Source organism: Brevundimonas sp. UBA5713 (assembly GCF_002419815.1).
GTDB lineage: Bacteria > Pseudomonadota > Alphaproteobacteria > Caulobacterales > Caulobacteraceae > Brevundimonas.
The window spans coordinates 1-26,154 of the sequence record NZ_DIGV01000036.1; the positions used below are offsets into that span (position 1 = coordinate 1).

22 protein-coding genes and 1 pseudogene are annotated in these 26,154 nt (G+C 62.3%); 10 read left to right on the forward strand and 13 right to left on the reverse strand.

Annotation, left to right across the window (positions count from 1 at the left end; all coding sequences use genetic code 11):
* The 5 genes and pseudogenes from B3B04_RS08815 to B3B04_RS08835 form a co-directional block, all read left to right on the forward strand.
* Nucleotides 1-417, forward strand: a pseudogene (locus B3B04_RS08815) (baseplate multidomain protein megatron); the annotation flags it as partial.
* Between the two features lie 77 nt (nucleotides 418-494).
* Nucleotides 495-1,388: a DnaJ C-terminal domain-containing protein gene (locus tag B3B04_RS08820; protein WP_292042121.1), complete on the forward strand. Its 894-nt coding sequence runs from the start codon at nucleotides 495-497 to the stop codon at nucleotides 1,386-1,388.
* A gap of 75 nt (nucleotides 1,389-1,463) precedes the next feature.
* Complete coding sequence (locus B3B04_RS08825; RefSeq protein ID WP_292042039.1) at nucleotides 1,464-2,624, forward strand: phosphoserine transaminase; 1,161 nt, start codon at nucleotides 1,464-1,466, stop codon at nucleotides 2,622-2,624.
* A 79-nt stretch (nucleotides 2,625-2,703) separates the two neighbouring features.
* On the forward strand, nucleotides 2,704-3,996 hold the full coding sequence (locus tag B3B04_RS08830) for an adenylosuccinate synthase (RefSeq protein ID WP_292042041.1): 1,293 nt from the start codon (nucleotides 2,704-2,706) through the stop codon (nucleotides 3,994-3,996).
* Between the two features lie 80 nt (nucleotides 3,997-4,076).
* Nucleotides 4,077-4,880 carry a response regulator gene (locus B3B04_RS08835; protein WP_292042042.1) on the forward strand — a complete coding sequence of 268 codons (804 nt, stop codon included), beginning with the start codon at nucleotides 4,077-4,079 and terminating at the stop codon, nucleotides 4,878-4,880.
* Nucleotides 4,881-4,938: 58 nt separating this feature from the next.
* On the opposite strand, the gene rpoH is transcribed toward B3B04_RS08835, so the two are convergent.
* Together rpoH and B3B04_RS08845 are read right to left on the reverse strand one after the other, a co-directional pair.
* Nucleotides 4,939-5,823, reverse strand: coding sequence for an RNA polymerase sigma factor RpoH (gene rpoH, locus B3B04_RS08840; RefSeq protein WP_292042043.1), 885 nt, complete (start codon nucleotides 5,821-5,823; stop codon nucleotides 4,939-4,941).
* 208 nt (nucleotides 5,824-6,031) lie between these two features.
* Nucleotides 6,032-7,063 (reverse strand): RluA family pseudouridine synthase, encoded by a 1,032-nt coding sequence (locus B3B04_RS08845; protein ID WP_409516054.1) that lies wholly within the window; start codon nucleotides 7,061-7,063, stop codon nucleotides 6,032-6,034.
* A 60-nt stretch (nucleotides 7,064-7,123) separates the two neighbouring features.
* On the opposite strand from B3B04_RS08845, the gene B3B04_RS08850 reads away from it, so the two are divergent.
* Entirely contained in the window at nucleotides 7,124-7,375 is a 252-nt protein-coding gene (locus B3B04_RS08850; RefSeq protein ID WP_292042045.1) for a DUF2799 domain-containing protein, read from the forward strand.
* A gap of 44 nt (nucleotides 7,376-7,419) precedes the next feature.
* Complete coding sequence (locus B3B04_RS08855; RefSeq protein ID WP_292042046.1) at nucleotides 7,420-7,743, forward strand: hypothetical protein; 324 nt, start codon at nucleotides 7,420-7,422, stop codon at nucleotides 7,741-7,743.
* Between the two features lie 3 nt (nucleotides 7,744-7,746).
* Here B3B04_RS08855 and B3B04_RS08860 read toward each other — a convergent pair whose 3' ends face one another.
* The 11 genes from B3B04_RS08860 to tkt form a co-directional block, all read right to left on the reverse strand.
* On the reverse strand, nucleotides 7,747-8,157 hold the full coding sequence (locus B3B04_RS08860) for a DUF4019 domain-containing protein (RefSeq protein WP_292042047.1): 411 nt from the start codon (nucleotides 8,155-8,157) through the stop codon (nucleotides 7,747-7,749).
* Nucleotides 8,158-8,357: 200 nt separating this feature from the next.
* Entirely contained in the window at nucleotides 8,358-14,126 is a 5,769-nt protein-coding gene (locus tag B3B04_RS08865; protein ID WP_292042048.1) for a YadA-like family protein, read from the reverse strand.
* Nucleotides 14,127-14,134: 8 nt separating this feature from the next.
* Nucleotides 14,135-14,722, reverse strand: coding sequence for a hypothetical protein (locus B3B04_RS08870; protein WP_292042050.1), 588 nt, complete (start codon nucleotides 14,720-14,722; stop codon nucleotides 14,135-14,137).
* Between the two features lie 230 nt (nucleotides 14,723-14,952).
* Nucleotides 14,953-16,017 (reverse strand): class II fructose-bisphosphate aldolase, encoded by a 1,065-nt coding sequence (gene fba / locus B3B04_RS08875; protein WP_292042051.1) that lies wholly within the window; start codon nucleotides 16,015-16,017, stop codon nucleotides 14,953-14,955.
* A 119-nt stretch (nucleotides 16,018-16,136) separates the two neighbouring features.
* A complete protein-coding gene (locus B3B04_RS08880) occupies nucleotides 16,137-17,330 on the reverse strand; it encodes a phosphoglycerate kinase (RefSeq protein WP_292042052.1) in 1,194 nt (397 codons plus the stop codon).
* Between the two features lie 138 nt (nucleotides 17,331-17,468).
* Nucleotides 17,469-18,476 carry a type I glyceraldehyde-3-phosphate dehydrogenase gene (gene gap / locus B3B04_RS08885; protein ID WP_292042054.1) on the reverse strand — a complete coding sequence of 336 codons (1,008 nt, stop codon included), beginning with the start codon at nucleotides 18,474-18,476 and terminating at the stop codon, nucleotides 17,469-17,471.
* 176 nt (nucleotides 18,477-18,652) lie between these two features.
* Entirely contained in the window at nucleotides 18,653-18,886 is a 234-nt protein-coding gene (locus B3B04_RS08890) for a YbdD/YjiX family protein (RefSeq protein ID WP_349679366.1), read from the reverse strand.
* Nucleotides 18,879-20,954 (reverse strand): carbon starvation CstA family protein, encoded by a 2,076-nt coding sequence (locus B3B04_RS08895; RefSeq protein WP_292042055.1) that lies wholly within the window; start codon nucleotides 20,952-20,954, stop codon nucleotides 18,879-18,881. Before B3B04_RS08895 ends, B3B04_RS08890 begins: the two co-directional genes overlap by 8 nt.
* A gap of 117 nt (nucleotides 20,955-21,071) precedes the next feature.
* On the reverse strand, nucleotides 21,072-22,280 hold the full coding sequence (purT, locus tag B3B04_RS08900) for a formate-dependent phosphoribosylglycinamide formyltransferase (protein ID WP_292042056.1): 1,209 nt from the start codon (nucleotides 22,278-22,280) through the stop codon (nucleotides 21,072-21,074).
* On the reverse strand, nucleotides 22,277-23,128 hold the full coding sequence (locus tag B3B04_RS08905) for an alpha/beta hydrolase (protein WP_292042058.1): 852 nt from the start codon (nucleotides 23,126-23,128) through the stop codon (nucleotides 22,277-22,279). The genes purT and B3B04_RS08905 overlap by 4 nt, the downstream gene beginning before the upstream one ends.
* A gap of 67 nt (nucleotides 23,129-23,195) precedes the next feature.
* Complete coding sequence (gene tkt, locus B3B04_RS08910) at nucleotides 23,196-25,145, reverse strand: transketolase (RefSeq protein ID WP_292042126.1); 1,950 nt, start codon at nucleotides 25,143-25,145, stop codon at nucleotides 23,196-23,198.
* 140 nt (nucleotides 25,146-25,285) lie between these two features.
* On the opposite strand from tkt, the gene B3B04_RS08915 reads away from it, so the two are divergent.
* The 3 genes from B3B04_RS08915 to B3B04_RS08925 all read left to right on the forward strand — a co-directional run bounded on the left by B3B04_RS08915 (nucleotide 25,286) and on the right by B3B04_RS08925 (nucleotide 26,154).
* A complete protein-coding gene (locus B3B04_RS08915) occupies nucleotides 25,286-25,585 on the forward strand; it encodes a hypothetical protein (protein WP_292042059.1) in 300 nt (99 codons plus the stop codon).
* Complete coding sequence (locus tag B3B04_RS08920) at nucleotides 25,585-25,902, forward strand: cell division protein ZapA (protein ID WP_292042060.1); 318 nt, start codon at nucleotides 25,585-25,587, stop codon at nucleotides 25,900-25,902. The genes B3B04_RS08915 and B3B04_RS08920 overlap by 1 nt, the downstream gene beginning before the upstream one ends.
* 96 nt (nucleotides 25,903-25,998) lie before the next feature.
* On the forward strand, nucleotides 25,999-26,154 hold the full coding sequence (locus B3B04_RS08925; protein WP_292042061.1) for a hypothetical protein: 156 nt from the start codon (nucleotides 25,999-26,001) through the stop codon (nucleotides 26,152-26,154).

Genomic DNA, 26,154 nt, shown 5'->3' on the forward strand with positions numbered 1-26,154 from the left:
GGGCTGGGGCGTTTGTGGCGCGTGGGGCCGCAGGGGCTGCCGCCCGGCGGGGCCGACTTCACCGAGGTCGAATTCGCGTGGCGGCGTGAGCAGGCGAGGCCCTGGCGTCCGGTGCATGTGCGCGGACAGATGCGCGATGACGGGCTGGCGCTGGCTTGGGTCCCGCAGAGCCGATTGGGGGCGGAGGACTGGAACTATGAGGGGGCAGGCGTCGACCCGCAGCGGTTCAGGCTGACGGTGATGTCGGGCGAAAGCGTAGTGCGTCAGTGGGAGGTGGAGGGAGCTCAGGCCATTTATGCACAGGCCGAGCTGGCAGGCGATTTTCCGCTGGGGAATGGCGTGCAGGATCGTATCCTGATCGCGCAATGGGGGGAGATCACCGGCTGGGGCGAGGCGGCTGTTTACCCTCTTGGATGAGATGACCCCTTTCGGGGGCGGCATCGATGCCCTAACTGACGCACTGGAGTAGTTTATCACCCCGGAGCGAGATGAGCGTGGCTGGCGATCCCTATAAGGAGCTTGGTGTTTCCAAGGGCGCAAGCGCCGAAGAGATCAAGAAGGCCTTTCGCAAGCTGGCGAAGGAGCTTCATCCTGACAAGAACCCCGGCGACAAGGCTGCCGAAGAGCGTTTCAAGCGCGTGACGGCGGCCTTTGACTTGCTGGGCGATGCCGAGAAACGGGCGAAGTTTGATCGCGGCGAGATCGATGCGGATGGTCGCGAGCAGTTTCGCGGTTTTGGCGGCGGTAGCCGTGGCGGGGCCGCGGGCGGGTTCTCGGGCTTTGGTGGATCAGGCAATCGCGGCGGGTTCGAGGATATCGACCTGTCGGACCTGTTTGCCGGATTTGGCGGTCGCGGAAACGGTTTTGGCGGCGGCAAGGGGCAGGACATCCGCGCCACGCTGGACGTCAGTCTGGAAGAGGTGATTGCGGGCACGACACGCCGGATCCAGTTCTCGGACGGACGGATGCTGGATGTGGCTATCCCCAAGGGGGCAGCTGACGGTCAGGTGGTGCGTTTGCGCGGACAGGGCGCACCGGGGCGGTCTGCGCCGGGGGATGCATTGATCGAGCTGCGGGTGTTGCCGCATCCACTGTATCGCCGCGACGGGGCCAATCTGACGATGGACCTGCCGATTTCGGTGCCCGATGCGGTGCTGGGGGGCAAGGTTCAGGTGCCTACCCCCGATGGCAAGGTGGTGATGAGCCTTCCCAAGGGCTCGAACTCTGGCAAGGTGCTGCGTCTGAAGGGGCGTGGGGCCTATGCCGAGGGACGCCGTGGGGACCTGCTGGCCAAGCTGGTGGTGACGCTGCCGGAAGAGGCGGATGACCTGCTGGTGCGGTTTGCCGAGGACTGGCGCAAAAATCGCCCCTACACGCCGGGCAAGTGATGGCCTATGGCAGGGCGGTGTTCTGTGACGGGTGAGTCTTAAGGACCGCTGATCCATTCTGTTCCGAGGCCGGATATGACTGCCAAGCCGCAAGTGAAACCTGAACGTCCGTGGTTTTCGGCGGGGCCGACCGCCAAGCGTCTGGGCTATAAGCTGTCGGCACTGCCGGAGAACCTGCAGGGGCGCGGCATCCGCGCGCCGGAGGTGGTTGAGCGGTTTGCCTATGGGCTGCGCCTGACGCGCGAAGTGCTGAACCCGCCGCATGACTATGTGATGCTGTACACGCCCGGGTCGGATACCGGTGCGGTCGAGGCGGCGCTGTGGGGCATGCTGGGGCCCAAGCCGGTAACGGTGGTGGCCTATGAAAATTTCGGCCTAACGTGGGCTTCGGATGTGAAGGACCATCTGAAGCTGAACCCGACGGTGGTGAAGGCCCCGTGGGGTGAGTTGCCGGACCTGTCGGCGGTGGATTGGTCAAACGATGTGGTGTTCCCGTGGAATGGCACGACGTCTGGCGTGAAAATGCCGGACGGGGACTGGATCGCGGATGACCGTGAAGGTCTGAGCATCTGTGATGCGACCTCGGCGGCGTTTGCGCAGCCCTTGCCGTGGGACAAGCTGGATGTAGTGACGTTCAGCTTCCAGAAGGCCTTGGGCGGGGAAGCGGGTATTGGCGTGATGGTGCTGTCGCCGCGCGCGGTGGCGCGTCTGGACGAGAATGTTCCGGCATGGCCCGTCCCCAAGGTGCTGCGTCTGACGGGCAAGGACGGCAAGTTTGATCGTGCCTTAGCCGATGGGGTGGCGATCAACACCTATTCGGTGCTGACCATCGAGGACTGGATCGATGCTCTGGAGTGGGCCAAGGCGATCGGCGGGCTGGAGGCTCTGATTGCACGTACCGATGCCAACTATGCAGCGCTGAGCGCATGGGTGGAACGTACCCCGTGGATCGATTTCTTGCCGCAGCGCAAGGATATCCGCTCGACCACCTCGGTATGTCTGAAGTTTACCGATGATCGGGTGGCGGCTCTGGACGAGAAGGGCCAGAAGGCCTTTGTGAAGCGGTTCAAGGCGTTGCTGGAAGGCGAGGGGGCGGTGTTCGATATGGAGCCGCACCGTAATGCGCCGCCCGGCCTGCGCCTGTGGTGCGGATCGACGGTGGAGACCGCTGATGTTGTGGCCGCTGGACCGTGGCTGGAATGGGCGTTTGAGACCGCTGTGGCGGAAATCGGATAATTCCGTCTGCTGACGGGCGACAGCAAGCGATTCAAGGGTTATAGGCTGCTACCGCGTTTTACTCGCGGAGATCAGTGCAGTGGCTAATGTTGCGGTAGTCGGCGCCCAGTGGGGCGACGAGGGCAAGGGCAAGATCGTCGATTGGTTGTCCAATCGTGCGGATATGGTTGTCCGTTTTCAGGGCGGCCACAATGCCGGTCACACTCTGGTGGTCGATGGCAAGGTCTACAAGCTGGCATTGCTGCCGTCGGGCGTGGTGCAAGGCAAGCCGTCCATTATCGGCAATGGTGTGGTCGTGGACCCGTGGCACCTGGTCAACGAGATCGAAAAGATCGAAGCCCAGGGGGTGCATATCGGCCCGGATATTCTGACGATCGCTGACAATGCCTGTCTGATCCTGCCGATCCACCCCGCGCTGGATGTGGCGCGCGAGGCGGCGGCCAAGGCTCCGGGTGCGAAGATCGGCACGACCGGTCGAGGCATCGGTCCGGCCTATGAGGACAAGGTCGGCCGTCGCGCGATCCGCGTGTGCGATCTGGCCAATGAGGAAGACCTGAAGGTCAAGATCGAGCGTCTGCGCTCGCACCATGATCCGCTGCGCGCGGGTCTGGGGCTGGAGCCGATCGATCCTGACGCCTTGCTGAAGCAGCTGCTGGATATTGCGCCGAAGATTCTGCCCTATGTGAAGCCGGCATGGCGCGTGCTGGATCAGGCCAAGAAGGCCGGCAAGCGCGTGTTGTTCGAAGGGGCGCAGGGCGCTTTCCTTGATGTGGACCACGGCACCTATCCCTATGTGACCAGCTCCAACACGGTGGCCGGTCAGGCCGCGGCAGGCTCGGGTCTGGGCCCCAGCGGCGTGGGCTATGTGCTGGGCATTGTGAAGGCCTATACGACACGCGTGGGCGAAGGGCCGTTTGCCTGTGAACTGAACGACGAGATCGGCGAGCATCTGGCGACTGTCGGTCGCGAGGTGGGTGTGAACACGGGCCGTGCGCGTCGTTGCGGCTGGTTCGATGCTGTGCTGGTGCGCCAGTCGGTGGCGATCAATGGCATCCACGGCATCGCCCTGACCAAGCTGGACGTGCTGGATGGTCTGAAGACGCTGAAGATTTGCGTGGGCTATCGCGTGAATGGCGAGGTGCTGGACTATCTGCCGTCGAGCCTGAAGGAACAGGCAGCGGCCGAGCCGGTGTTTGAGGAGCTGGATAGCTGGGATGAGAGCACGGGCGGTGTCCGTAGCTTCAAGGACCTGAACGCCAATGCCATCAAATATGTGCGCCGTATCGAAGAACTGATCGGTGCGCCGGTGGCTCTGCTGTCGACTAGCCCCGAGCGTGACGACACCATTCTGATGCGCGATCCGTTCGAATAAGAATCTCGCCCGCAAGTGCTGCGGAAAACAGATTTTTTACACGCTTATGGCAAGGCTGGCTTTCTGACAGGAGGCCAGCCTTGTTCGCGCTTGATAACAAGTCGATGCAGAAGATCGCGCCCGTGGTGCGCCGTGTGGTGATCGTGGACCCCAATCCGGCGGCGGCACGGCTGATGTCCGACCTGCTGAAGGGGTTTGGCAGCCGCGATATCGCGATTGAATCCGATCAGGATCGCATCATCGATCTGGCCCGTGAAATGGAGCCGGGTCTGTATGTGATTGAGCATTCCGGTCCGCAGCTGGATGGCGAGGCCTTGGCGCGTCGTATCCGCCGTTCGAGCCTGTCCAGCCGTCGTGCGCCCATCATGATGGTCACCGCAGAAGCGACGGCGAGCGCCATCAAGGGCGCGCGCGATGCCGGCGTTCATGAATTCCTGCGCAAACCGTTTACCAGTGGCGACCTTTACCGCCGGATCGAGAATCTGGCGACCAAGCCGCGCAACTGGGTCGAGGCTGTGGGCTATGTCGGGCCGGACCGGCGCCGGTTCAACTCGACCGACTATGCAGGGCCCCGCAAGCGCAAGCAGGATGCCGGCAATACGGTGCCCACGCAGGTGGCGACCAAGGATCAGGCCATGCGGATTCTGGCGTCGGCGCTGACGCAGTTTAACGCGGATCCGGCGCAGGCTGTACGGGCTATTCGCGAGCAGTCACGCATTCTGAAAAAGCTGGCGGTGGAGCAGGGCGATGCGGCGCTGGCGATTGCCGCAGCGGGACTGGATACGGAACTGGATTTGGGCCGTGTCAGCCTTCAGGAGTTGATGGGGCCTGTGAGGACGGTTCTGGCGCAAGCCGCGCCAGAGACCTTTGCCCGCGCCGGATAGAAAAAAGGGGCACCCCGTGCGGGATGCCCCTTTTTGTTAGGTACCCGATCCAGAACGCTTAGGCGTCGACCAGATTGCGTTCCATGGCGGCGGCCTGCATGGCCTTTTGCAGCTTTTCGAACGCGCGAACCTCGATCTGGCGGACGCGCTCGCGACTGACGCCGTATTGGCCTGCCAGCTCTTCGAGAGTGACCGGATCATCCTTAAGACGACGCTCGGTCAGGATGTGCTTTTCGCGGTCCGTCAGCTCTTCCATGGCCTCTTGCAGGAGGGTCATGCGGATGTCGCGCTCTTCGTTGTCAGCCAACTGGGTTTCTTGACTGACAGCATCATCATCGGCCAGCCAGTCTTGCCATTCGGCCTCGCCGTCCGCGCGCATAGGCGCGTTCAGCGACGAGTCACCGCCGAGGCGACGGTTCATGTCGATGACGTCTTGCTCGCTTACGCCCAGTTTGGTGGCGATCTGTTCGACGTGTTCGGGCAGCAGGTCGCCATCCTCGAACGCCGAGATCTGGCTCTTGGCCTTGCGCAAGTTGAAGAACAGCTTCTTTTGCGCGGCGGTGGTGCCCATTTTCACGAGCGACCACGAACGCAGGATGTATTCCTGAATCGAGGCGCGGATCCACCACATGGCATAGGTGGCCAGACGGAAGCCTTTGTCCGGATCGAACTTTTTGACGGCCTGCATCAGGCCCACGTTGCCTTCGGAAATGACTTCGCCGATCGGCAGGCCGTAGCCGCGATAACCCATGGCGATCTTGGCCACGAGGCGAAGGTGCGATGTCACCAGACGGTGGGCCGCTTCGGGGTCCTGATGTTCAGACCAGCGCTTGGCCAGCATGAACTCTTCGTCTTTGGTGAGCATCGGAAACTTGCGGATTTCCGACAGATAACGGGACAGTCCCTGTTCAGGCGACATTACCGTCAAAGTGTTATTGGCCATGTGGTCCCTCCGACCGAAAGCTAGAGCAGGCACCTCGGTCGTGGCCACCACTGTGCACCACGTCCACGCCCCTCAATGGTTAGAGATGGCAATCTGTTGCATGAATTTAAAGAGGCGAAAGGGTGTCCGTTCTGCCTTTTTTGCCCACGGGTGTCGGGCGTCATACAAGCCGTCTCGGCGTGCGATTTAACTAGCACAGCGTTTGTTGCTAATCAAGTGCGGCAAGATGGTCCTGCAACGCCTGCATATCTGCAGGCAGAGCGGTTTCGAAGCGCAGGGCCTGCCGATTGACGGGGTGGACGAAACCGAGAACCGAGGCGTGGAGGGCCTGTCTACGGAAGTTCAGGGCCTCCAAGGCCTCGCGCACAGGGGCGGCGGGGGCACCTGAGCCATAGACGGGATCGCCCAAAAGCGGGGCACCTTTTGAAGCCATGTGCACGCGGATTTGATGGGTGCGTCCGGTGTGCAGGGTACAGGCCACGCGCGCAGCCATGGGCGCGCGGTCCGCCTTGGCGGGCAGGCCAAAGCGTTGCTGGACCACATAGTCGGTGATGGCGTTTCGGCCCGAGGATTTAAGCACGGCCATCTTTTTGCGGTCATGCGGCGAGCGGCCTATCAGAGTTTCGATCCGGTCCCTGTAGGGGGAGGGACAGCCGCGCACCAGAGCGGTGTAGGTGCGCTCGATATCGTGGGCCGCGAACAGGGCGGACAGGCCCTTGTGCGCCTCATCGCTCTTGGCCGCGACCATGACGCCAGAGGTGTCTTTATCCAGCCGGTGGACGATCCCAGGGCGGGCGACGCCGCCAATGCCGGACAGGCTGTCGCCGCAGTGAAACAATAGCGCATTGACCAAGGTGCCGCGTTCGCAACCCGGTGCGGGGTGGGCGGCCATGCCCGCGGGTTTATCGATGACGATCAGGTGGTCGTCTTCGAAAAGGACCGTCAGGGGAATGTTTTCCGCCTCCGGGTCGGCAGGCGCGACGGGCGGCAGGGCTATTTGATACCTTCCTGCCTGAGCCTTGGCCTTGCCACAGGTGATGACAATGCCGTCCTTGCTAACCGCGCCTTCGGCCAGAAGCGTTTGCAGGCGGGCGCGTGACAGGGACGGGAAGGCTTCGGCCAGCGCCTTGTCCAGCCGTGCGCCAACCCCGGTGATCTCGCCTTCGAGGATATCGGCGTCAGCGCCGGCCGGATCGTCTTCTGTCAGCAAATATTCAGGAGCCATGAGGCGAAATAGCATGGCTTTGGCCCGAAGTGTGATCCTAGACAGAGGGCGATAGGGACTTGAGGAGCATTGGGCATGCGGTGGGTGTGGGTGTCAGCGGTGGCTTTGGCCGGCGGTCTGTGGCTGTCGGGCTGCGAGACCATGAGCGCGGATCAGTGTCTGGTGGGTGACTGGGGTGGTCGAGGCTATCAGGACGGGCTGAACGGTCTGCGTTCGGATCGGTTGGATGATCATGCCAAGGCCTGCGCCAAACATGGCGTGACGCCCAATGTCTCGGCCTATTACTCGGCGCGCGAGCAGGGCTTGCGCCAGTATTGCACACCGTAGAGCGGTTATGATCGCGGACGGCGTGGCGACAGCTATAACGGGGTGTGCGCCCGGCGGACGAGGGGGCTTTTCTGGCCGCCTATGAGGACGGGCGCGTCATCTATGAGGCCGAGAAGCTGGTCGCCGATGCCGAGAGCGAGTTGAACTCGGCCATTGCGCGGGTGCGGGATCGCGAGAAGAAGCTGGAGGCCAAGCAGGATGAACTGCGTCAGGACGATCTGAGCCGTGAAGAACGTGAGCAGATCCGCCGCCGTATACGCGAGGTCCGCGACGAGTTGGAGCGCGCCCACCGCGCTGTGCGCCGCGCCGAAGATCGGCTGCATGAAGCCGAACGCGAGGCCCGCTTTATTCTGATGCGGGCCCGCTGAGGCTTAGTTGAGGGTATAGCCGACCAGACGCCACTGGCCGTCGTCGTCAAAGCGGAAGGAGATGACTTCTTCCATGACCTTGCCGTTGTTGCCGGCGGTAGCAAAGCGCACCGATACGTACTGGCCGGCGGGCAGGGACCCATCGGCTGTGGCAATCGGCACCTTGGTTACGGACATCCATTCGCGGTTGCGGATGGTGCCCAACTGGGCGCGGCGCTGGGCGATGTTGGCGATAAAGCGGTCCTGAGGCACGGATGACTTCATGATCGCAGAGGCGGAATCCCAAACTGCGCCCATCTCATAGCGGTCGATGGCCGAGACAATGCCCAGGCCTGCCTGAATATAGGCATCTGGGTTGTTGGCTTGCGCCAGCGCGTGACGCGGGCTGGCCATTAGAGTGGTAAAAGTGATCACTCCAATCGTCATTGCCATAAGCGAACAGGCGAAAAGCTTTTTCATTCTTATAGTTCCGGAAGGGCACAGAGGCCGCGTTGGAAGCGTAACGGTTGGCGCGCGGGTGTGTTGCACTGCCCGCAAAAAAGGGCGGGATCGTTTGATCCCGCCCTTCTCCATGGNNAAACCCCCCCCTTCTCCATGGCTGTATTAGCCGGTGGTTACCACTGGTAGCCGATGCCGACAGCAGCACCGCCTTGGTTACGGGTGTTGTAGGTACCCGAAGCGCGCAGGATGTAGCGGCCATCGCTGGTGGCGCGGGAGTAACCCACGGCCAGCGCTTGCTCGCCACCCCAGCCCGCGATGCCCATGCCGACGACGTTGGCACCGGCTTGATAGGCCTGGGGCAGGGTGCCCATCGCCATGGCTGCCGCCGTGCCACCGCTGGCGTCGCGACGGAAGTCATCGATTTGGCCGCCCAGACGCGCAACAGCGTTGTCGGTATAGATGTTGGCCTTGTTCAGCGTATCGGTCAGACCGGCGTTGAACTGGCGCATGTTCACGGCATCACCCGGATCGACACCATCAGCCAGATTGGTGATCCGGCGGTTGTTCATGTCGATGCCGTTGGCATTGATGGTCGGGCCATTGGCGATGGAGATGCTCTCCATATTGTTCAGGTTGCGGTTGACCGCGATCTGAACTTCCGAGCCGTTCTGCGTCATGACAATGTTGTCGCCCGCCGTGAAGGTGGCCGAGCCGCCCGGTGCGATGGTGGTCGGGGTGCTGTTGTTCACCACGCCCGAGCCGGTTGCGCCGGTATTCAGCGACCAGCCGCCATTGCCGCCGGTGCCACCATTAGCGGTGCGCATTGCGGCTTGGATGGCGTCCTGCACGTTGTTGTAGACCACATCGCCGATCGCAATCTGGGCGGTGAAGCTGTTCGTCGTGGGATCATAGGCCGAGTTGCCGCCGATCGCCGCCGCGAAGCTGTCGCCCAGAGCCACAAGCTGGCTGCCGTTAACGGCGTGGGTGCTGGTGTTCGACAAGATGGCTGCGGTGACGCCGGTGATACGTCCCGTGCCGCCGTCGTTGACCGTGACATCGCCAAATCGCGGTGCCTCGGCCATCTGCAGTTGGACGGAGCCGGTGGCCGCATCGGTGACGGTACGGATGTTTTCACCCGAGTAGTCGCCGTCGGTCGTGGCCTCGCCGACGATGGCGACGTCCTGACCATTGGTACGACGGACCACACCGCCCTGATTACCCGCAAAGCCGATATTCACATTGCCCGAGGCAGCGACGATGGAGTCGTCAACATAGGCCTTGTTGACCAGATGGTTATCGTCGGTAATCGGGCCGGTGTAATAGCCACCGGTGTTGTTCACCACCAGTTGGCCGCCACCGGCGTTCAGGGTGTTGAAGGTGGCGCCCGCCGTATTGATGACGTTGCCGCCGACGCTGACGCTATTGGCGATGGAAAGATCATCGGCCAGATCGAAGGTCACATCATTGGATGTGGCCGTCTTGGCGACAACAAGGTTGCCGTCGGTGTTCGACAGATCCACCGCGTTGCCGGTCGTGCTGCCCGTGCCGACGGCTGTGGCGTTGGCACCATCAGCGCTGATGTTCCAGCCGGCGGCTGCCGAGGTCGACAGGGTGTTCAAGGCCTCGTTGGTAGCAAACAGCTGCGAGCCGTTGACGGCGTCGGTAGAGGTTGCCGAAAGCTGGCCTGCTGCGACGTTGGTCAGGGTGCGTTCGCTACCCGCTGCGCCGATGCTGACGGTACCGACCGGAGCCGCACCTGCAAAGGTGTAGGTGGTGCCCTGCAGAGTGGTCGAAGCGGTACCCACAGCGGCGGCGGTTACCGAGTTGGAACCCAGAGCGACACCATTATTCCCCTCAACATCATTTCTTGTGCCGATGGCGATCGAATCCAGGCCCTCAACATCATTGTAGCGACCAATGGTTATACCACCTTCGGCTTGTGTTTCGTTATATGCCCCGAGGGATATCGCATGTTCGCTATCGACCCCGTTGCCGATACCGATAGCCAAGCTTTCGTTACCTTCGGCTGTGTTATCTGAACCCAAGGCGAGGCTATATTCACCGATAGACTCGTTTTCAAAACCGATGGCTTGCGATCTAATACCGTCGGCGTGGTTCATGTAGCCAAGAGCAGTGGTTTGTTCGCCAGTCGTATAGTTCTCTACGCCAATGGCTTGTGAGAAGGCACCCTGGGTAATGTTGTTCGTGCCCATAGCAAGCGAGCCTTCACCATAGGCTAGGTTGCTCGTGCCGAATGCAGCGGAATTATCGGATACAACTTCGTTGTCGTAACCGACAGCTTGCGATGCAGCGCCCTCGGCCGAGTTGTATGATCCCATGGCCAGGCTGTCGGCACCTTCGGCAATCGCGCCGGAGCCCAGCGCTGTTGCGTTAGCCGCCTCAGCATAAGCATCTGGGCCGATAGCGACCGAGTCAATTCCGGTTGCGCCGTCGGAGTTGTAGTTACCCTTCTGGACACCATCGTCGTTGACGCTGAAGTAGTGGGCCGAGCCGGAGGTAGCCGACAGCAGCTGAAGAGCCTGGTTGGTTGCAAACAACTGCGAACCATTAACCCCGTCCGTAGAGTCCGCCGTCAAGCGACCTGCGGCCAGATTGGTCAGGGTGCGCTCGTCACCAGCCGAACCGATGCTGAGGGTGCCCACCGGAGCCGCACCTGCGAAGTTGTAGGTGGTGCCGTGCAGGGTGGCGCTGCTGGTTCCCACTGCGGCAGTTGTGGTCGCATTATCACCCAGTGCGATGCTGCGCGCTTCCGTGGACGAAGAACCTGCGCCAATAGCCAGACCACGGGCACCAGTGACATTTGCAAGCGAGCCAATGGCGACACCGGAGTCGACCTGGGAGACGGCTCGCGAACCGACTGCAACCGCAAAATCGACGTCCAGCGGCGTGGTGGTCGTGACGTTCAGGCTGCCGTCAATGACACTTTCCGAAGCGCGGGCGAGTGTGCCGGCCTCGTTACCGATGGCGATATTGCTATTGCCGGTGACATAGGATCCGGCACCAAAGCCCGTGGCCACGTTCAGTTGGCCCGTAGCATTGCTGCCAGCCCAGTAACCTTGGGCGATATTGAAGTTGCCAGATACGTTGTTACCGGCAAACGAGCCAAACGACGTGTTGTTATTGCCGCCTGCACCAATACCGGCATTGAAGCCCAGTGCCGCATTACGCGAACCGGCGACGTCGCTACCTGCGTTACGGCCGATGCCTACGTTGTTGTGGCCGCCGCTCGAGAAGACACCATAACCGGTGATATTGGAACCGGCACCGCGGCCCAAGGCGAGGTTACCGTTGCCTTCAACGTCACGACCAGCGGACTCACCGAAGGCAGCGTTGTATTCACCCGTGACAGTGGAGCCAGCTTGTGCGCCGACGGCAAGGTTACGGACACCTGTGACCTGCTGGCCTGCCTCGGCACCAAAAGCGGCATTGTATCCGCCGGTGACGAACTTGCCCGCATTATCACCAACCGCCACGTTGCGGCTGCCGGTTACATCAGTGCCGGTCCCATCGCCCATCGCGGTGTTCCGGTTACCGACGACAGATTGACCGGAGTTCTTGCCAACCGAGATATTGCCGAAACCATCGACACTGCGACCCGAGTTTTGGCCCAGCGCAAGCTGGTCGACTGCTGCAGCCGTTGAGTCTATACCGGCATTGCGTCCGATCACTGTGCTGTCGGCACCAACAGCCCGTGTACCATTACCGATAGCGATCGAACGGACGCCGCTGGCGACAGCGTCGCTACCGGCAGCAATCGCGTTGTTGGCCAGGGCTTGAGAACGCTCGCCAAGAGCGGTCGCACGTTCGCCGACCGTAAGCGTGTTGGCACCCAGTGAAGTGCTCAGACGTGCGGCCTGCGCGTTGTTACCCATGGCGAGGCCTGCGTTGCCGCTCACCACAGAGTTCAGGCCAATTGCGATGCCTTCGTTCCCCGTGGCCTTGGCATTATTGCCCAGTGCTACGGTATTGTTACCCGTTGCGCCTGCATCGGGGCCGATGGCAATAGCATTGCCGCCGGTCGCGCCGTCCGAGTTGAAGTTGCCTGCAGGCGCGCCTGGACGATTGATGCTGACATAGGGAACCTTGCCAGTCGTGGCGGCCAGTGCCGAAACAGCCTGATTGGTCGCAAAGAGTTGCGAGCCGTTGACGGCATCGGTGGACGTCGCCGACAGGCGGCCCGCCGCCAGATTGGTCAGGGTCCGCTCGCTACCTGCCGAGCCGATGCTCACCGACGACGTCGGAGCCGCACCTGCGAAGGTGTAGTTGGTCGCGCCGATGGTTGTGCCGGTCGTGGCCACCGCAGCATCCGAGATCGAACCCGAACCCAGTGCCACGCCGCCTGCAGCGTTCACCTGCGAGGCATTGCCCAGTGCGGTCGCATTGGTAATGCCGGCTGCGATGTTGACGTCGTTACCGAGGACGAAGGCATTATCTGCGCCCAGGCCAATCGTATTGTTATTACCGACGCTATAGGAGTTGGCACCGTCGATGACGCTCGGATCGCCAATGGCACCTGAGTTCTCACCGTTAACGGTATTGCCGTTACCGATCGAAATCGAATTCGCACCTACCGCCTTTGCGCCCGTACCAATGGCAAGGCCAGCCAAACCTTCAGCAGTGGCCGAAGAGCCGATGGCGATAGCGCCTTCGGCAGTCGCTTGCGAGTTGGTGCCGATACCTACCGCATTTTCTGCCCGGGCCCACGCTTCAGTACCGATTGCGGTCGCGTTCAGAGCGTCAACGCGAAGACCGGTGCCGATACCGATGGCACCTTCACCGTCAATGTCGAAGTCGTTGCCGATGCCAATACCGTTCAGCATTTCAACTTCGAGACCGGTGCCGATAGCGATAGCGCCGATGCCGTCTGCCGTGCTGCGGCCTGCCGCGATGGTCGAGTCACCATAGGCATTCGCGCCGTTACCGAGGGCGATGGCGTCCAGACCGTCAGCGTTGCTGTTCGAACCGGCAGCCAGAGAGCCCACACCCACTGCGGTTGACTGGTAACCGATGGAGACCGATTCATCGGATTCAGCGTCTGCCTTATTACCGATGGAGGTGCTGTTGTTGACTTCGCGAGGTGCGGAATCCGTTCCCTTGCCGGCATCCGAACCGACGGCGGTATTGCCTGCGCCGATCAGGTAGCTACCCGCCTCGACGCCCACGGCGGTGTTCGCGCCGCCGGTGACATTGCGGCCAGCTTGGCTACCCAGACCGGTGTTGTAGAAGCCGTCGGAGGCGTAAAGGCTGAAGTCACCCACGCCGACGTTTTCGCTACCCACGGTCGAGACGCCGGATTGGTGGCCGAAGAACGAATTGTCCTCGCCGTTGGAGGAGCTGCCGGCGCCGGAGCCAACGGCGACAGTGCGCCAGTTGGTGGGAAGGCCGTTAGCGCCTGCGCCGACGCCGATGTAGACGGTGTCAGCGGCTTGTGCCGCGGCTTGGTAGCCAATGGCGATGGCACCGTCGACGTAGGAACGGGACTCGGCACCGAGGGCGAGGGCGTTCGCGCCATCGGCACGAGCGCCCCTCACACCGTTCGAACCGATGGCAATGCCGCCGACACCAGCCGTAATGGCACCAGCGCTGATGACGCCGTTATTGTCCACGCCGGAGCCGATAGCGATACCGTAGTTGGCAACTGAACGCGCGGCGGTGCCGATCGAAGTGGTGTAGTCGGCCGTGAGACGGCTGGACGAGTTACCACCTGCACCTGCGATCTGGCCGATGGCGATGTTGTTCGTGCCGTTCAGCCAAGAGCCGGCAGCGCTACCGACCGCAACGTTGGCATCGCCGTTTGAGTTCTGACCGGCCTGATGGCCGACGCCGGTATTGACGTTGCCGACGGTCCTATACAGTGAAGCCTGACCCAGACCCACGTTACGGCTACCGATGACGCCAGAGCCGGTATTATCCGAGCCCACGAAGGTATTCAGGACGCCTTGCGAGTTTGCACCGGCGCTGTTGCCGATACCAACTGTTTTCTCGCCCGTTGCACTGGAGCCCGCTGCCAGCCGATGAATACACCGGAAGTGACAGCTGAATCACGACCTGCGCTCGGTCCGATAGAGACGGCATTGGTCGCGTGGGCTTGGGCATTTAGGCCTAGAGCCACGCCATTCTGGCCCGACGCCGCGGCACCGTTACCGATAGCGACGGCGGACTGGGCGGTGGCCGATGAAGCCAGGCCAATGGCAATCGAACTAACGCCGCTAGCCGTCGTGTTATAACCAATCGCTGTGGAACCGCTGCCGGTGGCTTCCGTATCGGAGCCTAATGCCGTGCCGTTTGTGGTGGCTTTGGCGCGTGCGCCGACCGCAGTGCTGTCGGCACCGTCAGCAGTGGCTCCATCGCCCACTGCACTGGCGCGATCACCGTTCGCGACGCTATTGGCACCCAGAGCGATAGATTCAGCGCCATTGGTCGTGCCGACTTGCTGTCGGGCTTGCACGTCAAAAGCGCTGACCAGCGCGACTGACGCCACGGCACAGAGCAGAGCCTGCTTTTGTGTGATGTTCATAACTTACTCCCAGACCCAAGAAACGAGACGATTTCTGATCCGGAAAGCAACGCTATACGAATAGGTTCCCAGTATGCTGATGAATGTTATGATTGTTCACGATGTTGAATTGTATACTCGTGTAAAATACTGAGTATTACTACGCGGTATGGCAAAGCTTGTGACCCGGCCAAGAAAAAATCCTCGCCGGAGACCGACGAGGATTTTGATAGCTAGCTTTGGCGGGACGATTACCCGATCTGCGGATCCAGCGCGCCGGAAGCATAGCGCTTGGCCATCTGGGCGGTGGACAGCGGCTTGATCTTGTCGGCCATGCCCTCGCAACCGAACTGCAGGTAACGTTCTTGGCACAGCTTGCGCATGGCTTCCTTGGCCGGCTTCAGATAGGCGCGCGGGTCGAACTCGTGCGGCTTCTCGGTCAGCAGCTTGCGGATAGCGCCGGTCATGGCCATGCGGTTGTCGGTGTCGATGTTCACCTTGCGCACGCCGTTCTTGATGCCGCGCTGGATTTCTTCGACCGGCACGCCCCAGGTTTGCGGCATCTGGCCACCATAGGCATTGATGATGTCCTGCAGGTCCTGCGGCACCGACGAGGAGCCGTGCATCACAAGGTGGGTGTTCGGCAGGCGACGGTGGATCTCTTCGATCACGTTCATGGCCAGCACTTCACCGTCCGGCTGACGGGTGAATTTGTAGGCGCCGTGCGAGGTGCCCATGGCGATAGCCAGAGCATCGACCTTGGTGGCCTTCACGAATTCGACGGCCTGGTCCGGATCGGTCAGCAGGGCCGAGTGGTCCAGCTTGCCCTCAAACCCGTGGCCGTCTTCGGCCTCGCCCATGCCGGTTTCCAGCGAGCCCAGCACGCCCAGTTCGCCTTCAACCGAAACGCCGCACGAGTGGGCCATTTCGGTGACGCGGCGCGTGACGTCGACGTTGTATTCGTACGATGCCGGGGTCTTGGCGTCTTCTTCCAGCGAGCCGTCCATCATCACCGAGGTGAAGCCATACTGGATGGCGGTAGCGCAGGTCGCCGGACCATTGCCGTGGTCCTGGTGCATACAGACCGGAATGTGCGGATACAGTTCGACCAGTGCGTCGATCAGGCGGGCCAGAACCACGTCGTTGGCATAGGAGCGGGCACCGCGCGAGGCCTGGATGATGACCGGCGCATTCACGGCGTCGGCGGCCTCCATGATGGCCAGACCCTGCTCCATATTGTTGATGTTGTAGGCGGGCAGGCCGTAGTCGTTTTCAGCGGCGTGATCGAGCAGCTGGCGCAGGGTGATGCGTGCCATCAGAGGTCTCCAGAAACGGTGTCTTTGTCTTTGGACTTACAGCGGCTTGGCCGTGAAGTCACGTTATACGGGCTATAAGCAAAAGGGCGGACACACGCGGTGTCCGCCCGTATTCCTGATCAGGCGCGCAGGGCTTCGACGCCCGGCAGTTCCTTGCCTTCCATCCACTCGAGGAAGGCACCGCCAGCGGTCGATACGAAGGTCATGTCGTCGACGACGCCCGCGTGGTTCAGAGCGGCGACGGTGTCACCGCCACCGGCCACGGCGGTCAGCTTGCCAGCGGTCGCCAGCGAAGCGGCTTCCTTGGCAGCGGCCACGGTCGCGGCGTCGAACGGCGGCACTTCGAACACGCCCAGCGGGCCGTTCCAGATCAGGGTCTTGGACAGGCCCATGGCGCGGGTGAGGCGAGCTACGGTTTCAGGTCCGGCGTCGAGGATCAGGTCATCAGCGGCGATACGGTCCAGCGCGCGAACGCCGTGCTCGATACCCGGCTTGACGCCCTTGGCCACAACCACATCAACCGGCAGCAGCAGTTCGCAGCCCTTTTGGCGGGCTTCTTCCATGATCTCGCGCGCGGTGTCGGCAAGGTCCTTCTCGCACAGCGAGCCGCCAACATCGACGCCTTGGGCGTGCAGGAAGGTGTTGGCCATGCCGCCGCCGATGGCGAGGTAGTCCAGCTTGGCGACAAGGTTCTTCAGCAGGTCCAGCTTGGTCGAAACCTTGGCACCGCCGACAATGCCGATCACCGGCTTGACTGGCGTACCCAGAGCCTTGTCCAGAGCTTCCAGTTCGCGACGCATGGACTCACCAGCGTATGCCGGAAGGATGCGGGCGACGGCTTCGGTCGAAGCGTGGGCGCGGTGGGCCGCCGAGAAGGCGTCGTTGACGTAGATGTCGCCGATTTCGGCCAGAGCCTTGGCGAAGTCCGCGTCGTTCTTTTCCTCGCCCTTGTGGAAGCGCACGTTCTCCAGCAGCACCACGCCGCCAGCATCGGTATCGGCCAGCGCGGTCTTGGCGGCATCACCGATGCAGTCTTCTGCGAAACGCACCGGCGCGCCCAGCAGGGCTTCCAGCGGTGCGACAACCGGCAGCAGGCTCATGGATGGCACGCGCTCGCCCTTGGGACGGTCGAAGTGGGCCAGCAGGGCCACCTTGGCACCGGCTTCACGCAGCTTGTTGATGGTCGGCAGGGCCACGCGCAGGCGGGTGTCGTCAGTAACTGCGCCGTTCTCCATCGGAACGTTAAAGTCCACGCGGACGAGGGCGGTTTTGCCGGAAAGGTCTTTGGCGTCGTCGAGAGTGCGGAAGGTCATGGGATCAATCTGATCTTTTGGCCGGAATAAGGGACGTAAGGCCGTTAGGTTTGAAAGAAGGGCTCCCTGCCGGATGGAGGGAGCCCTTCATGGATAGTCATTCTGTTCAGGGGCGGGCCGTCATGACCCGCGACCGGATCAGAGGAACTTGGCCATTTGCAGGGCGGTGTCCGACATGCGGGTGGCGAAGCCCCACTCGTTGTCGTACCAGCTCAGCACGCGAACCAGGGTGCCGTCGATGACCTGGGTCTGCGGCAGGGCAGCGGTCGACGAGGCGTTGTGGTGGTTCAGGTCGATCGACACCAGCGGATCGTTCGAGGTGAACAGAACACCCTTCATTGCGCCGTTGGCTGCGGCTTCCAGAGCAGCGTTGACTTCTTCCTTGGTGGTAGCGCGACCGGCAACGATCTTCAGGTCAACGACCGAGACGTTCGGGGTCGGGACGCGGATCGACGAGCCGTCCAGCTTGCCCTTCAGTTCCGGCAGAACCAGACCCACAGCCTTTGCAGCGCCGGTCGAGGTCGGGATCATCGACAGCGAAGCAGCGCGACCGCGGTACGGGTCCTTGTGCATGGTGTCGAGGGTCGGCTGGTCACCGGTGTAGGCGTGGATGGTGGTCATGTAGCCACGCTCGATGCCGACCAGTTCGTTCAGAACCTTGGCGATCGGGGCCAGGCAGTTGGTGGTGCACGAAGCGTTCGAGACGACGATGTCGTCTGCGGTCAGGGTTTCGTGGTTCACGCCGAAGACGATGGTCTTGTCGGCATTGTCAGCCGGAGCCGAAACCAGCACGCGCTTGGCACCTGCGGTCAGGTGGGCCGAAGCCTTTTCCTTCGAGGTGAAGATGCCGGTGCACTCGAACGCGATGTCGACGTTCAGTTCGGCGTGCGGCAGCTTGGACGGGTCACGCTCTGCGGTGACCTTGATCTTGCCGTAGCCGACGTCGATCCAGTCTTCACCCGAGGTGATGGTGCCCGGGAAACGGCCGTGAACCGAGTCATAGCGCAGCAGGTGGGCGTTGGTCTCAACCGGACCCAGGTCGTTGATCGCCACGACCTCGATGTCCTTACGGCCATGCTCGACGATCGAGCGAAGAACAAGACGGCCGATACGGCCAAAGCCGTTAATGGCGACGCGAACGGTCATGGTTGGATCTCCAAGTCAGGAACGACGAAAGTTTGGCGTCTCAATGGGACGATGAGCGCAGACTTGCAAGTCTTGGGCGCTCACAGATAGCGAACATCAGTTACAGGAACGAAATTTCGCCCAAAAATCAGTGAACCCGATCCAGCAGGGCCGGACCGGGTTCGGGTTTTAGAGAATCAGCAGCATTTGAAACCGCCGCCCGCGCCGAAACGTCGCGCTTCGTGCAGACGGAAGAAGGCGGTTCGGTCCATCGGCTGTTGATCCGGATGGGTGGCGCGGGCGTGGGCCACATAGGCCTCATAGTCCGGCTGTCCGATCATCAGGCTGGCGGTCCGCCGTGCATCCTTGCCCCATCGGGTCAGCATGTCGCGGCAGTCGCACAGCGCTTCTGGCAGGCGGGTCTTAAGCACGGGCTGGGGCCTCCTGTGCCAGTTCCGCCTCGGACGGGATTTCGACCGCCGTCGGTTGCGGATTGGCCAGTGCCTTGCGGCAAGCCCCGATGGCGTAGACCAGAATGGTCACCACCACGAACAGGAAGCCTGCCGTCAGTGCCGAGTTCACATAGTCATTGAAGATGATGTGCTGCATGTCGGCGACGGATTTGGCCGGAGCGAGGATTTCGCCTGCCGCCATGGCATCCTGATACTGGCGCGCATGGGCAAGGAAGCCGACCCGCACATCCGGATGGAACAGCTTCTGCAAGCCTGCCGTCAGGGTACAGACCAGCAGCCACGCCGCCGGCACCAGAGTGACCCACGCGAACCGCTGCCGCTTCATCTTGAACAGCACGACCGTGCCCAGCATCAGGGCAATCGCCGCCAGCATCTGGTTGGCGATGCCGAACAGCGGCCATAGGCTGTTGATGCCGCCCAGCGGATCAACCACACCTGCATACAGGAAATAACCCCACAGACCGACCGTCAGCGCCGTAGCGATAACATTGCCGGTCCAGCTTTGCGTATTGCGCATCTTGGGCACGGCCACGCCCAGCAGGTCCTGGATCATGAAGCGGCAAACGCGGGTGCCCGCATCGACCGTTGTCAGGATGAACAGGGCCTCGAACAGAATGGCGAAGTGGTACCAGAAGCTCATCATCGCCTGACCACCAATCACGCTGGACAGGATGTGCGCCATGCCGACAGCCAGTGTCGGCGCACCGCCTGCGCGTGACAGGATAGAGTGCTCACCTACGTCCTTGGCCAACTGATCCAGCGCTTCGGGCGTGATGTGGAAACCCCATTGGGCCACTGCCGCAGCGGCAGAGGTCACATCGGTGCCGATAACTGCAGCAGGGCTGTTCATCACGAAATAGACCGCCGGATCGAGCACGGAGGCTGCGATCAGGGCCATCACGGCCACGAAGCTTTCGCACAGCATGGCCCCGTATCCGATCATCGGAATCTGGTTCTCGTTTTCCAGCAGCTTGGGCGTGGTGCCCGACGAAATCAGCGCGTGGAAACCCGAAACCGCACCGCAGGCGATGGTGATAAACAGGAAGGGGAACAGGGCACCCGAGAACACCGGACCCGAGCCATCGATAAACTGGGTGATGGCGGGCATTTGCAGATCGGGGCGGACAATCAGAATGCCCACAGCCAGCGCGGCAATCGCGCCGATTTTCAGGAAGGTCGACAGATAGTCACGCGGGGCCAGCAACAGCCACACCGGAATAACGGCAGCGACAAATCCGTAGACCATCATGGCGATCGCCAGCGTGGTCCCCGAGAAGGTGAAAGCCGGACCCCAGAATGGGTGATAGGCCACCTGACCGCCCAGAATGATCGACCCGATCAGCAGGACCACGCCGATGGCGGACACTTCACCCACACGTCCCGGGCGCAGATACCGGCTGTACAGCCCCATGAAGATAGCGATGGGAATGGTGGCGGCGACGGTAAAGGTGCCCCAAGGACTTTCGGCTAGCGCCTTCACGACCACCAGCGCCAGCACGGCCAGAATGATGACCATGATCATCAGCACGCCGACCTGCGCGATAATGCCGGGGATGGGCCCCATTTCGGTGCGCACCATGTCGCCCAGCGACTTGCCGTCGCGGCGGGTCGACATGAAAAGCACCAACATGTCCTGAACCGCACCGGCGATGACCACGCCGATCAGGATCCAGAGCATGCCGGGCAGATAGCCCATCTGCGCCGCCAGCACCGGACCGACGAGGGGGCCTGCGCCCGCAATCGCCGCAAAGTGGTGGCCGAACAGCACATTCTTGGGCGTCGGCACATAGTCCAGCCCGTCATTGTGCCGTACGGCAGGCGTCGGCCTCCGGGCGTTCAGTTGCAGAACGCGCCACGCCAGAAACTTGGCATAGAACCGATAGGCGATGACATAGACGCACAGGGCGGCGGTCACCATCCAGACGGCGCTGATGCTTTCACCCTTGTGCAGGGCCAGCACCGCGATGGAAATCGCGCCGATAATGGCGATGGCCCCGAATATCAGGGCGGTTTTTAACTTACCCAAGACTGATCCTCCCGCGCCGCCCTAACAGACGGTCTTTGCCGGGAGACTGAACCCCAAAGGGGGCGTCGCGCAACCGTCGGTATTCGGCTGCACGACTAAGGTCGTAGATCGCTGATCTTAAGCTTTGACGGGCCTAACCTTTTTAGCGGCCTCGGAGGCGCGGGCACGGGCTTCGTCGGTGTCGCGACCCCGTGCAATGGCCACGCCCATACGGCGACGCTCATAGCTTTCCGGCTTGCCGAATAGACGCAGCTCTGCGGTCGGCACGGCCAAAGCCTCTGCCACGCCCTCAAAAGCAATGCCCGCCGCTTCCATGCCGCCATAGATGACGGCGCTGGCCGCGGGCTCGCGCTGGGTCACGTCAACCGGCAGGCCCAGAATGGCGCGGGCATGTAGGGCAAACTCGCTCTGGGCTTGGCTGCCCAGCGTGACCAGACCTGTATCGTGCGGGCGAGGGGAGACCTCCGAGAACCAGACCTGATCGCCCTTCACGAACAGTTCGACGCCGAACACGCCCCAGCCGCCCAGAGCCGCCGTGACCTTGGCGGCAATGTCCTGTGCGGACGCCAGCGCGGCCTCGCTCATGGCCTGCGGTTGCCAGCTTTCAACATAGTCGCCCTTGACCTGACGGTGGCCGATAGGGGCGCAGAACGAGGTAACGGTCTCACCGTCCGCCCCGCGCGAACGCACGGTCAGCAGGGTGATCTCGAAGTCGAAATCGATGCGGCCTTCGACGATAACCTGACCGCCGGCCACACGGCCGGATTCCTCGGCATAGTTCCATGCGGCCTCGATCTGGTCGGCGCTCTCGACATAGGACTGGCCCTTGCCTGACGACGACATGACCGGCTTCACGAAGCAGGGGAAGCCGACCTTTTGGGCCCCCGCCGCCAGTTCCTCGGCGCTGCCGGCAAAGGCATAGGGGCTGGTCGGCAGGCCCAGTTCTTCGGCGGCCAGACGACGGATGCCCTCGCGGTTCATGGTCAGCTGGGTGGCGCGGGCCGTCGGCACCACCTTGGCCAGACCCGCCTCTTCGATAAAGGCCAGCGCGTCGGTGGCGATGGCTTCGATCTCCGGCACGATGATGTGCGGGGCCTCGGCCATGATCAGGCCGTTGAGAACCTGCGGATCGGTCATCGGGATGACGTGGCTGCGGTGCGCCACCTGCATGGCGGGGGCGTTGGCATAGCGATCCACAGCGACCACCTCCGCACCAAGGCGCTGTAGCTCGATCGCCACTTCCTTGCCCAGTTCGCCCGAACCCAACAGCATGACGCGCACGGCGCTGTCCGAAAGCGGGGTGCCAAGACGGAAGGGGTGGGTCACGGTAAAACAGGCTCCTGAACGGGATAGGCCCGGCTAAGGAAATCAATCGCCGAGGCTGCAAAGACGGTAGAATGGGTCTCCGAATGGCGCGGTTCGTATTCCCACACCAGCCCCTTTGGTGGGTTATTTCGCAAAGCCTGAACCAGACGGTCCATACCGGACTGCATTTGCCCGCCTTCATCGCCAATGGTCAGCAGAAGTTGGCGATCCCCCTCAGGGTGCGCCGCCAACAGTGCTGATGCATTTTTGGAAAGGCTTTCGCGGTCCCACCACAGGCTGGGACTGACGGCCAGATAGCGGTCAAACAAGGTCGGCTGGCGCAGGAAGGCTTCGACGATAAACAGCGCCGCTGCGGATTCTCCGATCACTGCATCATCGCCATTGGTGCGATAACGGCTCTCGATGGCGGGCTTCACCTCTGCTTCAATATAGCGGCGAAAACGCTCTGACTGTCCGTGGTTGGGCCACTGGCGAATGATCCGGCGGTCGGTCGAGCGTGCGGTCAGTTCATTCTGGCGGTCTTCGGTGGCAATGCCCACGAGGATGGCGGGGCGTACCGTTCCACTGTCCATGGCCTCGCGGATGCGGGCGCTATAGTTCGGCCAGTCCTGAGATACGCCGCCATCCAGTAAATAGATAACCGGATAGCGCTGTGAACCGGTTTCATAGCCACGCGGCAACAGCACATTCACCTCGCGCACCTTATCCATCACATCCGACGCAAGGGTGATGGTGATGGTTACAGCGGATGTCGGTGCGGGGGAGGGCGGGGCTGGTTCTACGGTCTGCGCCAATGCGCTGGCCGGAGCGATAACCAGACAGGCAGCGAGCGTGAGTATCCGTAACATGGCGGCCTCCTTTGACGAGGCCGCCATATCACTACGGATCAGGGGGGGCGTCACCCCTTGCGCCTGATTACAGGCGCTGCTTGGCCTGTTCGACCACAGCGTCGGCGGTGATGCCGAATTCCTTGTAGAGCACTTCCGCCGGAGCCGAGGCACCGAAGCCGGTCATGCCGACAAAGCCGCCGTCTTCGCCGATAAACTTCGACCAACCTTGCTCCAGACCGGCTTCGACCGCGATACGGACAGTGCCGCGCGCGATGACCGCGTCCTGATAGGCCTTCGGCTGTTGGGCAAACAGCTCGAACGACGGGACCGACACCACGCGGGTGGCGATGCCTTCGGCTTCCAGCTTGGCGGCGGCGTCCAGAGCGATAGCCACTTCGGTGCCGGTGGCGAACAGGCTGACCTTGGCTGCACCATCTGCGGCCTTCAGCTCATAGGCACCCTTGCGCGACAGGTTCTCTCCCGCGTCCGTGGTACGGACAGCCGGAGTCTTCTGGCGCGACAGGCACATGGCCGACGGGGCGGTCTTGTTCTGCAGGGCGACCTGCCAGCACTCTAGCGCTTCCACCGTGTCTGCCGGACGGAAGACCAGCAGGTTCGGGATGGCGCGCAGGGCCGCCAGATGCTCGACCGGCTGGTGGGTCGGGCCGTCTTCGCCCAGACCGATGGAGTCATGGGTCAGGACGTGCACCACGCGAATACCCATCAGGGCCGCCAGACGGATAGCCGGACGGCTATAGTCCGAGAACACCATGAAGGTGCCGCCGTACGGAATGACACCGCCGTGGAGGGCCATGCCGTTCATGGCGGCGGCCATGCCGAACTCGCGGATGCCATAGTTTACATAGCGACCGTGATAGGTCGGGGCATCCATGATCTGGGTATTGCTGACGAAGGTGTTGTTCGAGCCGGTCAGGTCGGCCGAGCCGCCAACCAGTTCCGGAATGGTTTCGAACACGGTCGACAGGGCTTCACCCGACGACTGGCGCGTGGCCATGGCGGGCTTGTCGGCCACCAGTGCCTTCAGCTTGGCTTCCAGTTCGGCGAAGGCACCATTGGGCAGATCGCCAGCCATGGCGCGGGTGAAGTCGTCGCGCAGATTGTGGCTCAGCAGGCGCGCTTCCCAGGCCTTGCGGTGTTTGGCACCGGCCTTGCCGACGTTTTTCCATGCCTTGTCCAGCTCGGCCGGAATGTGGAACGGCTCTGCGGTCCAGCCCATGGCCTGACGGGTGGCGGCGATTTCGGTCGCGCCCAGGGCGGCACCGTGGGTCTTGTGGCTGCCCTCCATGGTGGCAGCGCCCTTGCCGATCTTGGTCTTGCAGGCGATCAGGGTCGGCTTGTCCTGCTTGGTGGCCCAAGCCAGCGCCTTCTTGATCTGGCCGTGGTCGTGGCCATCAATGGCCTTGACCGCCCAGCCCGATGCCTTGAAGCGGGCCAGCTGGTCAGTCGCGTCCGACAGGGCGACCGAACCGTCGATGGTGATGGCGTTATCGTCCCACAGCACGCACAGCTTGTTCAGCTGCAGACGGCCAGCCAGGGCGATGGCTTCTTGCGAGATGCCTTCCATCAGGCAGCCGTCACCGGCGATCACCCAGGTGCGGTGATCAACCAGATCATCACCAAAGCGCGCGTTCAGGTGACGCTCGGCCATGGCGAAACCGACCGAGTGGGCCAGACCTTGACCAAGCGGGCCGGTGGTGACCTCGACGCCTTCCAGATGGCCGTACTCGGGGTGGCCTGCGGTCTTCGATCCCCACTGACGGAAGTTTTCCAGCTGTTCACGCGTGGCTTGCTTGTAACCGGTCAGGTGCAGCAGGGCGTACAGCAGCATGGAGCCGTGGCCGGCCGACAGAATGAAGCGGTCGCGGTCGGCCCAGTCAGGACGGCTGGCGTCGAACTTCAAAAACTTGGAGAATAGGACAGTGGCCACATCGGCCATACCCATGGGCATGCCGGGGTGGCCGCTCTTGGCCTTTTCAACCCCATCCATGGCCAGTACGCGGATGGCGTTCGCCATCATCTGCGGAGAGGGTTTGGTGAAGATGGAGAGGGCGTCTGTCACGGCAAAGCCTTTTTCAGAACAGAGAAATGGGATTGGCGCCGCTTTACCCCGACGCGCCGAGAGGTTCTATAGCGAATCGTGACGAAAGGACGGTCATGGACGCATTGACTGCTGCCAAGGCCCGTATTGATCGGGCCTTGAATGAAATCGAACTCAAACTGTTCGCGCTGAAGGCGCGGGCGGCATCGGGCGCGGCTGCGCCTGATGATGACCTTTTCGCCCCCCTGCCATCCAGTGCATCCGATCAAGCCCGTATTGCCGATCTGGAAGCCGCAGGGCAGGAAGCCGCCGAAGCGCTGGCCGCTGCGGCACAGGCTGTGCGAGAAGTATTGGAACAGCAAACGGATGAGTCCGTTGACGCTGAGGGTAAAGAGTCCACCGTGGAGTCCCGTTAATGGCCACAGTTACCGTCGAAGTGAACGGAAGGCCCTATCCGGTCGGGTGCGCCGACGGTCAGGAAGAACGCGTCAAACTTCTGGCGGAACAGTTCAACAGCAAGGTCCAGTCTGTGGCCGAGCAAGTGGGGCAGGTGGGTGATCTCAACCTGTTCCTGATGGGCGCATTGATGCTGGCCGATGAACTGGCCGAGGCCAAGAAGGGCCGTCAGGTTCAGGTGGTCACGGCCAATCCGCCGCCCCAGAACAATGAAGGCGTGGCCGAGGCCCTGAACGCCGTCGCCACCCGTCTGGAGAAGCTGGCGCAAAGCTTTTAGCTGATACGCCCCCTTTCCGCATCGCCACCCAAACCTCGTCGCAAGACGACACGCCCGCGTGTCCGCAAGGGCGCGCGACGGCGTGACGAGCGCCAGTTGGACCTGCTGGACTGGCTGGACTCCCAGCCCAGCTATGATCCGCGCGGGACGCATCGACCGCGTCCGCGCCCGCGTCTGGTTGCCGGAACCGATGTGGATGAGGGCCAGCTTGATCTGGAAGACCTGATCGCCGCCGCTACCCGCGCGGCCTAA

Bases quoted from the DNA above. Each gene is read 5' to 3' on its own strand.
- gap (WP_292042054.1), bottom strand. From the start codon at position 18,476: ATGACCGTTCGCGTCGCCATTAACGGCTTTGGCCGTATCGGCCGTCTT.
- B3B04_RS08920 (WP_292042060.1), top strand. From the start codon at position 25,585: ATGGCCACAGTTACCGTCGAAGTGAACGGAAGGCCCTATCCGGTCGGG.
- B3B04_RS08880 (WP_292042052.1), bottom strand. From the start codon at position 17,330: ATGACCTTCCGCACTCTCGACGACGCCAAAGACCTTTCCGGCAAAACC.
- B3B04_RS08850 (WP_292042045.1), top strand. From the start codon at position 7,124: ATGCGGTGGGTGTGGGTGTCAGCGGTGGCTTTGGCCGGCGGTCTGTGG.
- rpoH (WP_292042043.1), bottom strand. From the start codon at position 5,823: ATGGCCAATAACACTTTGACGGTAATGTCGCCTGAACAGGGACTGTCC.
- tkt (WP_292042126.1), bottom strand. From the start codon at position 25,145: ATGGCGAACGCCATCCGCGTACTGGCCATGGATGGGGTTGAAAAGGCC.
- B3B04_RS08845 (WP_409516054.1), bottom strand. From the start codon at position 7,063: ATGCTATTTCGCCTCATGGCTCCTGAATATTTGCTGACAGAAGACGAT.
- B3B04_RS08915 (WP_292042059.1), top strand. From the start codon at position 25,286: ATGGACGCATTGACTGCTGCCAAGGCCCGTATTGATCGGGCCTTGAAT.
- B3B04_RS08825 (WP_292042039.1), top strand. From the start codon at position 1,464: ATGACTGCCAAGCCGCAAGTGAAACCTGAACGTCCGTGGTTTTCGGCG.
- B3B04_RS08870 (WP_292042050.1), bottom strand. From the start codon at position 14,722: ATGAACATCACACAAAAGCAGGCTCTGCTCTGTGCCGTGGCGTCAGTC.
- fba (WP_292042051.1), bottom strand. From the start codon at position 16,017: ATGGCACGCATCACCCTGCGCCAGCTGCTCGATCACGCCGCTGAAAAC.
- B3B04_RS08905 (WP_292042058.1), bottom strand. From the start codon at position 23,128: ATGTTACGGATACTCACGCTCGCTGCCTGTCTGGTTATCGCTCCGGCC.